This window comes from Legionella drozanskii LLAP-1 (assembly GCF_001467585.1).
Taxonomy (GTDB): Bacteria; Pseudomonadota; Gammaproteobacteria; order Legionellales; family Legionellaceae; genus Tatlockia; species Tatlockia drozanskii.
In genome coordinates this window covers 573,214-584,647 of the sequence record NZ_LNXY01000020.1, presented here as the reverse complement: position 1 = coordinate 584,647, position 11,434 = coordinate 573,214, and the positions used below count along the sequence as shown (strand labels likewise).

The following is an 11,434-nucleotide window of genomic DNA, read 5'->3' as shown; positions in this document are numbered from 1 at the left end:
TGTTTTACTGAACCGTTCAGCCTGAGGAGGAGCGCCAGCGACGTCTCGAAGGCCTGTCCTGAGGCTCTCGAAGGGCCTGTCCTGAGGCTCTCGAAGGGCCTGTCTTGAGGCACGCGAAGGGGGGCTTTGCACCAAGGCTTCGAGACAGCGCTTCGCGCTTCCTCAGCCCGAACGGATCGAGCTACTGATTGGAGCAACACCTATTTTTGTTCAAAAAAAGTGACGATACCTCAGGCCAAAACCCCTCTATTACCGACTAACCCTGACTTTTCTCAGCCCGCTCACGAATATACTGCAAAGCAAACTCCAAACGGCCTAGCGTTCGTTGCTTACCTAATAACTCCAGCGTCATTGCAATTGCAGGAGACATGCTGTTTCCTGTGACCGCTACTCGAAGTGGCTGCGCGATTTTGCCCATATTGATATCAAATTCCGCGCTCACATTGTTAATGCATTGCTGCAATTCTTCACTTTCCCAATGATTAAGCTGCTGTAGCGCCTTATATAAAGCATCGAGAGGCTCTAGCACCACTGGTCTTAAATGTTTCTTAACCGCATCGTCATCATACTGAATGGAATCCTCATAAAAATAACGGCTTCCTTCGCATATTTCGACTAAAGACTTGTAACGCTCCGCTTGAATAGCCACTAATTCTTTGAGTTGTGGACCATTCCCCACATTAATGCCTTGATGATGAAAATGCCAACGCAGTGCCTCGGCAACTTTTTCAGGAGGATCGTTTTTCTGATAATGCTGATTTAACCAATACAGTTTGTCGTAGTTAAAGCTAGATACTCCGCGGCTCACATTTTTTAAATCAAAGCATTCAATCATTTCATCAAGGCTGAAGATTTCTTGATCCCCATTAGACCAGCCCAAACGTACCAAATAATTTAATAAGGCATGGGGCAACACACCCAACTCTTTAAATTGCAACACACTGACCGCACCATGCCGCTTGGATAATCGTTTACCGTCATCACCAAGAATCATAGGCAAATGAGCAAAAACAGGTATGGGGGCATTTAAGGCATTGAATAAATTAATTTGTCGAGGGGTATTGTTAATATGATCATCCCCGCGAATCACATGGGTAATTTCCATATCCCAATCATCAATTACAACAGCGAAGTTGTAAGTGGGATGGCCATCAGAACGGATTAGGATTAAATCATCTAACTCAGAATTATCGACATTAATATTGCCATAAACGATATCTGTAAAAGAAACTACGCCTGTTTGAGGATTTTTAAAACGCACAACATAGGGCTCATTGCCCACAGGTAAATTTTTATCACGGCAATGACCATCGTAACGTGGTTTTTCTTTTGCAGCGAGCTGTGATTCACGCAAGGCTTCTAAGCGCTCTTTGCTGCAGACGCAACGATAAGCTTGACCGTCGTCGAGTAACTGCTGAGCAATTTTTTGATATTGGTCATAGCGTTTCGTTTGAAAATAAGGTCCATCGTCATAATCAAGACCCAACCATTCCATACCATCAAGAATTGCTTGTACCGATTCTTTCGTAGAACGCTCCTGGTCGGTATCTTCAATACGTAATACAAATTGCCCTTTATGATGTCTCGCATACAACCAAGAAAATAAAGCAGTGCGCACACCACCAACATGTAAAAAACCAGTAGGGCTTGGGGCAAACCGCGTTCTAACCACCATGGGAGGCTCCGTTGAAAGCAATGAAATAATCGCGCTATAATAGCTGACTTTCTAAGCAACTCAAAATAAAACAATGCACCTCCAACAGCTTGCATTCTTCAATAATAAATGTGCTAGTCTAGGTGATTCATAACGAGAAACCGCAACCACCATGAAAAGACTCGGCATCAAATATCAGCTGCGCATCACTACGCTTATACCAGTTTTTTTGGTCGCTCTACTTTTTGCTCTCTTTTACAATGGTGAATTTAATAAAAATTTGAAACAACATATGTCTCGATTAGGTGAGGCTTATATTCGTCAATTATTACCCGCAGCGCAATTTGCCATGCTGCGTAATGATAGTCGAACCTTGCAGGGTTTAATTAATGCCTCCACCGTTAACCCTGAAGTCAAAGCACTCGCTTTTTATAATGCGCAAGGGCAACTGCTCGCTTATCGTGGCGGCAAACATTCCATTCATCAGCCCTTTAAACCGCCGGAATTTACTGGTGATTATATCGAGAGCAAACAAATCAAACCTTACACTATTAATTTCATAGCCCCCATAACCATTCCTAAATTCAATCTTTATTCAACAACACCTTTTAAAACGCTCACAAACCCCATTGCCTTGCAGGCAGATGATATTTTGGGTTGGCTTTCTATTGATATCGATACTCAATCAATGCTGATTAAGCAATATCGAATGTATATCATCACCATTTTTATTACTTTACTTGGCTTGTTAATGAGTCTAACGATTCACTACTTTTTATCCAAACGAATTTATCTACCTATTTCACGCCTGCGCCGAAGTATGAAGCAAATTTTGAGTAATGAATTCGAAACACATATTAACGTGAACAGTCCGGGCGAGCTAGGAATCATTGAGCGAGGCTGTGCGCATCTGCAGAAACAATACCTCAGTACCGTAAACGATTTAAATCATCACATAGAGGTTGCTACTGGAGACTTACAACAAAGCTTAGAATTGTTGGAGGAGAAAAATATCGAACTCTCCTTGGAAAAGAAAAAAACAGAAGAGAAGAGTCGACAAAAATCAGAATTTATCGCCAATATGAGCCATGAAATTCGCACGCCAATGAATGGAGTAATCGGATTTACTAACGTCCTGCTCGAATCCAAATTAGATAGTTTACAGCTAGACTATGTCAAAACAATTAAATCATCTGCTCAAGATTTACTTACCATAATTAACGATATTCTTGATTACTCTAAGATGGATGCTGGGAAATTACATTTGGATTGTATTCCTTTAGATATCCGAGCCTGCATTGATGAAGTATTAGCGTTGATAACCCCGAATGTTCACAAAAAAGGAATAGACCTCATTCCTTCTACTGCAATCAATGTTCCCAAAACAGTACTCGGTGATCCGCTACGAATAAAACAAGTTATCACTAATTTGATTAGCAACGCTGTTAAATTTACCGACCATGGCTACGTTCTAATTCGCACCAATATTGAGCAGGAAAGCGAAAAAGATTACACACTGTGCATCTCGGTTACCGATACCGGGATTGGCATTTCCCCTGAAGATCAAACCAGATTATTTAATGCTTTTAATCAGGCTGATACCACCATTACACGGCGCTTCGGTGGTTCTGGTTTAGGTCTGGTGATTGGTAAAAAATTAGCTGAAGCCATGCAAGGAAAAATCACGCTAACCAGTGAAGTGAATAAGGGATCAACCTTTGCAGTACGTCTCAAATTAGAAAAATTAGCCGCCTATGAAGTTGAAAAACACCAAAGCCAGCGCTTCGATAATCTTAAAGTACTTTGCTATGATGATAATCCTTTATATCTAGAGGCAATGTGTAATGGCCTAGGTTTTTGGGGTATTGAAACCGTTCCTATCAACGCATTTAATCAGCTTGAGGCCGCCTTTGCCGAACATACTGACTGCACGCTCGCTTTTATCAATGTGAATGAAGGCTGTGAAAAACAAGTTGCGCAAGTTTTACGCAAGCAAACCATTTCCAATGTGCTCGTTTCTAAATGGCCCATCCATGATCCACAAACCTTAGGAGCTCGTGCTTTTTTATTCAAACCGATTAGTATTCAAAAATTACATGAAACGATTGAAATTTTACTCAATCAAGCGACACAAACCCTTTCCTCTGATCATGAGCTGGATAAGCTTCGCTCTCAACTTCGCTTAGCTTATCCTGAGCTATTAATCGCAGAAGATAATCCAGTCAATCGCATGCTGTTAAATTCATTATTGAATGAACATACTAGTATTGAAGCGGTTGATAATGGCGAAGAAGCCGTAAAAGCCTGTCAATCTAAGCGTTTTAATGTGATTTTACTGGATCTGCAAATGCCTAAACTTAATGGCCTCGATGCAGCACGCATGATTCGTCAAGAATCCATGTTAAATAAGCAAACACCAATTGTCGTCATTAGTGCAAACAGCACGGATTTAAATAAGGAGCGTTTGCAAAAATCAGGCGTGGACCTTTGCTTACAAAAGCCAATTGATGAAAAGCAATTACTTAATCATTTGTTAACTTTTCTAAATAAATCGAAACCAGCAGCGATTGATTGGCAACTTTGTGTACAAAAAGTATCAGGAAATCAGGCGCTCGCCGAGGAATTTCTTGCGCGCTTCGTCGACGAATTACATAAAAATCGTGAAGAGTTTTTGCAGTTATTACAGAATAAAGATATTAAAGGTTTAGAAACCGCCGCCCACAAATTACATGGTGCCTGCTGTTTTTGCGGCGTACCTCACTTACAGAGCCATGTTGTTCACCTAGAGAAACAAGCTAAGCATGTCAAATCAATAGAAGAATTAAAATCTACCTTCGCCGAGCTTATTCAAAGCATTGATGAGGTCATTGATGAATTTAATAATCTCTATCAAGTTAGCTCCCCAGATTGAAGTCTCTTACATGCTCTGGCAAAATTTGCTTACCTAAAATCCAAGATGACTTGGATAGTTCACGGAGATCTTATGTCAATTAAAAATGCAATCTATGCTCAATCCGGTGGCGTTACTGCTGTTATTAATGCCTCTGCATGTGGAGTGATTCAAACAGCTCGCCAGCATCCGGAAAAAATCGGAAAAGTTTACGCAGCCCAAAATGGTATCATTGGTGCTCTCAATGAGCTATTGATTGATACTTCCCTGGAGTCCGATGAGGATATTGCTAAACTCATGCACACCCCTTCTGGCGCTTTTGGCTCCTGTCGCTACAAACTAAAAGATGATGGAGTGGAGTACGAGCGTTTAATTCAAGTGTTCAAAGCACATAACATTGGATATTTCTTTTATAATGGCGGCGGTGATTCGCAAGATACTGCTCACAAAATTTCCAAATTAGGCAGCCACATGGGTTATCCCATCACCTGTATAGGCATTCCAAAAACAGTCGATAACGATCTTCCTTTTACCGACACCTGTCCTGGTTTTGGTTCGGTCGCTAAATACGTTGCAATCTCAACTTTAGAAGCAGGTTTTGACGTCGCGTCAATGGCAGCCTCTTCGACCAAAGTATTTATTCTTGAAGTCATGGGGCGTCATGCAGGCTGGATTGCTGCTGCAAGCGGCTTAGCAGGTCAAAATAAAGAACAACCACCGCATATTATTTTGTTTCCTGAAGTACCGTTCGAACAACAGCGCTTTCTCGATAAAGTCAAAGCTAGTGTGAAAGACTATGGCTATTGCGTAGTTGTTGTTTCTGAAGGTATCCGCAATGAAGAAGGAAATTTCCTCAGTGATGCAGGCTTACGTGATGCTTTTGGTCATGCACAACTTGGTGGAGTAGCACCTGTTTTAGCTCAATTAGTAAAAGCTGAGTTAGGCTATAAATATCACTGGGCTGTCGCTGATTATCTTCAACGCGCCGCTCGCCATATTGCCTCGCAAGTCGATGTTGAGCAGGCTTATGCCTTAGGTAAAGCTGCAGTTGAATTAGCCCTTAGTGGTCATAACGCGATTATGCCAATTGTGAAACGCGAACAAGATTCCCCTTATCGTTGGTCTATCGATCATGTTCCTCTAGCGGATGTAGCCAATCAAGAAAAGGCGATGCCTAAAGAGTTTATTAGCGCTGATGGGATGGGTATTACGGACGCTTGCCGACGCTATTTGTCACCATTGATTCAAGGTGAAGCTTATCCACCATATAAAGATGGCTTGCCTATCTATGTGCAGCTTAAAAATAAATTGGTAGAGCAGAAGCTTTAATTAGGAAATGTTGGGCCAAAGCCTAAGGAATGGACATGACAAAAAAAATTATTGATCTCTCTATTTATATAGAAAACGAGGTGAAGTCAGATCCACCAGGTTATGAACCTGAAGTTCAATACCTAACTCACCAACAAACCTTAGGCGAGCTAATGCATTTCTTCCCTGGATTAAAGCCTGATGATTTACCTGATAGCGAAGCCTGGGCTTATGAACGAATTAATTTGATTACTCACAACGGCACTCATTTAGATGCACCCTATCATTTTTCGACGTTGATGGATAAAGACAAACGGGCAATCACTATCGATGAAGTTCCATTAGAATGGTGTTTTCAAGCAGGAGTAAAATTGGATTTTCGCCACTTGCCTGATGGCTATGTCGTTACTAAAAAAGAGGTACAGGCTGAACTTGAGCGTATGCGATACAAGTTAAATCCTTTAGACATCGTCTTGGTTAATACACGCGCTGGCTCACGCTATGGCTCTGATGATTACGTTAACGCAGGTTGCGGCATGGGACGTGAAGCCACTCTTTATTTGCTTGAGCAAGGCGTCAAAATCACAGGGACAGATGGGTGGAGTTGGGATGCACCTTTTTTTCATACGCGTGAAAAATATTTATCCTCTCAGGATGCCTCTTTAATTTGGGAAGGTCACAAAGCAAGCCGTGAAATCAGTTACTGTCATTTAGAAAAACTACATAATTTGGAAAGTTTGCCGGATTATGGTTTCACGGTCTGTTGTTTCCCAGTTAAAATTAGAGCAGCCTCAGCAGGATGGACACGCGCTGTTGCTATTTTGCCGGATTAAGTTATAACTCCCATAGATGGTCACTGCCATTAAATTGTAGGTTGAGCCTTGGCTGTCAAAGAAGCCCAAAGTTCCTATCGAACTCCAGTTGCCCTTTAGCGGATTTAAGGTTAAATTGTCATCCCACTGATCTTAATTTAGGGACGAATTGTGCAAAAAGATCAACAAAGATTATTAATTCTTTCAAGCTTAGGCGGCATTTTAGAGTTTTACGATTTTATTATCTTTGCTTTATTTGCCAGTTATATTTCTAACGCCTTTTTTCCAGCAACTAATGAAATTGTCAGCTTACTCATAACTTTTGCAACTTTTGCTATTGGTTATTTAGTAAGGCCTTTAGGTGGTATTATTTTTGGACATTTTGGAGACAAAATTGGTCGCAAAACGACCTTCACTATTTCAATCCTCTTGATGGCACTCGCTACGCTAGGTATAGGTCTGACTCCCACCTACTCGACAATTGGTATCATGGCGCCTCTCATTGTGATCTCTTTGCGGGTGCTACAAGGCATTTCGATTGGCGGGGAAATACCTGGGGCAATCACCTACGTTACGGAATCACTGACTCAACACAAAGGCTTAGCTTGTGGGATCATTTTTTGTGCTCTACTTTTTGGCATTGTTCTAGGTTCGCTCGTTTATGCAGCGATGTCTACTGTGCTTACTGAAGAGCAAATGCAATCTTATGGTTGGAGAATTCCTTTTATCCTAGGTGGAATTTTTGGTCTACTCAGCTATCTTGTGCGCAAAGAATTGCATGAATCGGCTCAATTCTTAGCTATCGAAAATTCTATTGAAAAGTTTCCTATTATTGCAGTCTTTAAACAGCAAGGTAGTTCCGTTATTGCTGGAGGATTTATAGTGGCTCTTTGTGCAGCCATTGTAACTGGGCTTTTCTTATTCACTCCTGCTTATTTCACCAAGGTTTTACATCTACCGTCTAATGCCTACATTTGGCAGCGCACAGCGGCAATTGCCTTTGGCGCATGCTTGAGTATTTTTTTTGGTTATATGAGCGATCAATATAATTTAAAGAAACTCGCCACCCTGCTGACCTGTTTGACCGCGATCCTGGCTTACCCTATCTTTGCTATCTATGTGTATTTCACAGACCTCTACTACCTAGCTTTTATTGCGAGTTCAATTTTACTGGGGCTTTCCGCAGGTATAATTCCACGCCTACTCAGCGAATTATTCCCTACAAAAATTCGTTATAGCGGCATTGCAATCAGTTATAACTTAGGTTTCGCAATCTTTGGCGGCTTGACACCTTTTGTATCATTATCATTAATTTACTATACCGGTTGGATAACAACGCCAGCACTTTATTTAGTTATCGTTTCCTTATTGGCAATTTTCTCTTTATTATTTCTTGCTCGGAAACACCAAATGTTCAATTGCTAAAATAATTATTATAAAGATTGATATAAGTTCCGTCGGATTCCATAAGCTTAATTTGTTGATTAATTCGATCAAGCAAAGGGGCTTGCTCTGGTAGAGCCATGATTGCCATGCCAGAGCCCACAGGTACAGTATCTCCTAAACTTGTGAATTCGCCTGAGCTGTAAGACACCCAATAATCTCGTGAAAAGGTGTCTAGAAAAGCGGCAGAAATTTCGCCGTTTTTTAACCCCGCCATTAAATGAATTGGCCCTTGATAAGTAATCACTTGACACTGTGAACCAAACTGATCCACTAAAAATTGCTCATAATCCGAACCTTCAATAACGCCAATTTTCTTGCCTGCTAAATCCTTAACTGATCTAAAAAATTGACTTTTTAAAACGATAAAGGTGCCATTACTTACGATGTAAGGAAGACTGAAAATATAATTGATACTGCGTGCATCAGAAATGGTAAATCCGCCTATAACCAAATCGACTTGTCGTTGATTTAGGGCATCATAGAGTGTATGTTTTTCCATTGGGTAAAATTTGCACTCTTCGCTAATTCGTTGACAAAGGATTTGCATTAGGTCCATATCGAAACCTTCGGTATCACTTATTTCAAAAGGAGGATTAAAAGCAGGCGTGCCTATTTTTATCGTGGCATAGGTAGAGGCAGAACATAACGGCCAAAGCAAAATTACACTTAATAACCAGCATTTCATATTATTCATTGTCCTAGGTTACGCTTTCTTATTGCTTGAGGTCTTTTAGTAATTTTAGTTCATATTTTTAAACCCTTACAAAAATAGATTCAATATAGTGACGAAATAAAACAGACAGTGATACTATCGGCAGGGAATACGAATTTTAGATTCAGGGATGGTATAAATTATGGATAAAGGTATTAATAAGATCGTATTGCTTATCGCCACTATAGCCGGATTTGGTGGCTTTCTTTTTGGTTTTGATTCCAGCGTGGTTGCCAATATTCAAGATCAAGTCATGCAGCAACTTTCTTTGACCACTTGGCAATGGTCTAAAGTCGTGAGCTTTAGTTTACTCGGAGCGATTTTAGGCATTCCCTTAAGTGGCTTTATAGCGGATCGCTTGAGTAGACGCTCCTTATTAAAATTAGTAGCTATCGGCTTTATTTTAGGCACTGCTCTTTGTGTCCAAGCCAACGATTTAACAAGCTTACTCTGCGGCCGATTTCTTATCGGAGTGTGTATCGGCGTCGGTTCTTATATAGCTCCCTTGTTTATTGCTGAAATTGCTCCGCCTCAAAAGCGCGGCGCATTAATACTTATTAATGGCTTAGCAATTACCTTTGGCCAAGCGGTTGCTTATTTGGTAGGTTATTTTTTTCACGATATTTCCCCTTCGAGTTGGCGCTTAATTGTAGGAATGGGCATATTCCCTGCCCTTGCATTATTTATCGGGATGTTTTTTGTACCTCATGCGCCAGGTTGGTTAATCAAACGCTATGGCGAGGAAAAAACCTTAAAAACCTTAAAAAGAATTCGCTCGCAAGACGCGGATATTCATAATGAATTGAATGAACTTCTAGCCAGTACTCAGCATAATCCTTTCACCAATAAAAAACTGTTGCTAAAACCCATGATCCTTTCCGTTTTGCTAGTAGGAATTGGCCTAGGAATTTTTCAACAATTTTCAGGCATTAATGCCATTTTATATTACGGCCCGGTTATCTTTGAATCTGCCGGATTTTTCCCTATTCGCAGCGCCATTCTTGCTACTTTTTGGATCGGCTTACTTAATTTCTTATTCACTGCCGTTACCTTTATCTGCGTTGATAAACTTGGACGCCGAGCACTTTTGTTAGGCGGAACACTGTTGGCGGCACTGAGTTTATTTGTTGTTAGTCTATTATTTCAATTGCATCTGCCTTTTCAGCGCTTTGGGATTCTCATTGGCTTGTCCTTTTTTATTATTGGTTATTGCGTCAGTGTGGGTTCTTTGTTTTGGGTATTAATCTCTGAAATTTTTCCCTTACAAATTCGTGGTATGGCCATGAGTATTGCGACCGTTGTGCAATGGGGAGCAAACTTTTTAGTCTCTATTTCTTTTCTGCAAATTTATCAAAATTATGGAGAAACACTGACCTTTTCTCTTTTTGCTTTGATTTGCTTACTTGCCTTTTTGTTTACTTATTATTTTGTCCCAGAAACAAGCGGCATTCCCTTGGAACGAATTGAGAAAAATTTAGCTGCCGGAAATAAAATTCGTGATATTGGTCAAGTCATTCCTAAGCGAAAATTATTCAACTTTCAATTTGGCCGCTGGTCTAATCATTCAGCAACTCACTTCGATTAAAACGAATAAGGATTTTTAAAATGAATAAAAAATGCAAAATTGGAATTATTGGTGCCGGACGAATCGGCAAATTGCACGCGACAAATATTAAATATCGACTACCCCAATTTGAAGTTGCCGCCATTGCCGATCCTAATTTAGATGAAAACTGGGCAAAATCGCTTGATATTTCTATCATCGGTTCCTGCGCTGACGAACTCATTTTTAATAAAGACCTTGACGCGCTTTTATTGGCTTCACCCTCCAATCTTCATTGTGCGCAAATCAAAGCGGCCTCTAATGCGGGCAAAGCGATTTTCTGTGAAAAACCGATAGGTCTATCGGAAGAAGAAATTCGCTCTGCTCTCGAAGTAGTCGAAGGAAATAAAACGCTATTACAACTCGGCTTTAATCGCCGCTTTGATCCCAGTTTTGCAAGCTTACAAAAGAAACTAAAATCAGGCGCTATCGGCAACTCCCAATTAATCCGCATCACCTCAAGAGATCCTGTTTGTCCCAGCAAAGAATATTGCGCTACTTCAGGGGGTATGTTGATGGACATGACGATCCATGATTTCGATATGGCACGCTTTTTAACGGCTTCCGAAGTAGTGGAAGTGTATGCCATGGGAGCGATTTTAATTAATCCTGATTTCGAGGCTTACAATGATATCGATACAGCCATTATTCAATTGCGCTTCGCTAATGGCGCCTTGGGCGTTATCGATAACAGTCGTCAGGCGGTTTATGGTTATGATCAACGTATAGAGGCCTTTGGTAGTCAAGGAATGTTACTCGCTGAAAATCAACTCAATAATTCGGTGAAAACCTATTCAGCTCAGCAATCCAATTTTGCTAATCCGCTCTACTTTTTCCTAGAACGCTATGAACAAGCCTTTATTGCAGAATTAACTGCATTTTATGAATCCTGGACAAACAAGGCGTCAAGCGTTGTCTCAGGTTTTGATGGCTTACAAGCGCATTTAATCGCCAAAGCGGCAAAACAATCTTTAGAAACCAACTTGCCTGTGTCTTTAAAGGGTTAATC

Annotated in this window: 8 protein-coding genes; 6 read left to right on the top strand and 2 right to left on the bottom strand. The window is 40.7% G+C overall.

The window, feature by feature from the left end:
* Nucleotides 1-256: 256 nt before the first annotated feature.
* Complete coding sequence (gene gltX / locus Ldro_RS06885; protein WP_058495663.1) at nt 257-1,675, bottom strand: glutamate--tRNA ligase; 1,419 nt, start codon at nt 1,673-1,675, stop codon at nt 257-259.
* 151 nt (nt 1,676-1,826) lie between these two features.
* Between gltX and letS the strand changes: the two genes are divergently transcribed.
* The 4 genes from letS to Ldro_RS06865 all read left to right on the top strand — a co-directional run bounded on the left by letS (nt 1,827) and on the right by Ldro_RS06865 (nt 8,089).
* Entirely contained in the window at nt 1,827-4,565 is a 2,739-nt protein-coding gene (gene letS / locus Ldro_RS06880) for a two-component system sensor histidine kinase LetS (protein WP_058495662.1), read from the top strand.
* Nucleotides 4,566-4,637: 72 nt separating this feature from the next.
* Nucleotides 4,638-5,873, top strand: a complete 1,236-nt coding sequence (locus Ldro_RS06875) for a 6-phosphofructokinase (protein WP_058495661.1) — start codon at nt 4,638-4,640, stop codon at nt 5,871-5,873.
* A 35-nt stretch (nt 5,874-5,908) separates the two neighbouring features.
* Nucleotides 5,909-6,685, top strand: a complete 777-nt coding sequence (locus tag Ldro_RS06870; RefSeq protein ID WP_058495660.1) for a cyclase family protein — start codon at nt 5,909-5,911, stop codon at nt 6,683-6,685.
* Between the two features lie 150 nt (nt 6,686-6,835).
* Nucleotides 6,836-8,089, top strand: a complete 1,254-nt coding sequence (locus tag Ldro_RS06865; protein ID WP_058495659.1) for an MFS transporter — start codon at nt 6,836-6,838, stop codon at nt 8,087-8,089.
* On the opposite strand, the gene Ldro_RS06860 is transcribed toward Ldro_RS06865, so the two are convergent.
* Nucleotides 8,079-8,795 carry a transporter substrate-binding domain-containing protein gene (locus tag Ldro_RS06860; RefSeq protein WP_058495658.1) on the bottom strand — a complete coding sequence of 239 codons (717 nt, stop codon included), beginning with the start codon at nt 8,793-8,795 and terminating at the stop codon, nt 8,079-8,081. The genes Ldro_RS06865 and Ldro_RS06860 overlap by 11 nt on opposite strands.
* A gap of 169 nt (nt 8,796-8,964) precedes the next feature.
* Between Ldro_RS06860 and Ldro_RS06855 the strand changes: the two genes are divergently transcribed.
* Both Ldro_RS06855 and iolG read left to right on the top strand, forming a co-directional pair.
* Nucleotides 8,965-10,407: a sugar porter family MFS transporter gene (locus tag Ldro_RS06855; protein ID WP_058495657.1), complete on the top strand. Its 1,443-nt coding sequence runs from the start codon at nt 8,965-8,967 to the stop codon at nt 10,405-10,407.
* Nucleotides 10,408-10,427: 20 nt separating this feature from the next.
* Nucleotides 10,428-11,432, top strand: a complete 1,005-nt coding sequence (gene iolG / locus Ldro_RS06850) for an inositol 2-dehydrogenase (protein WP_058495656.1) — start codon at nt 10,428-10,430, stop codon at nt 11,430-11,432.
* The last annotated feature ends 2 nt before the right edge of the window (nt 11,433-11,434 follow it).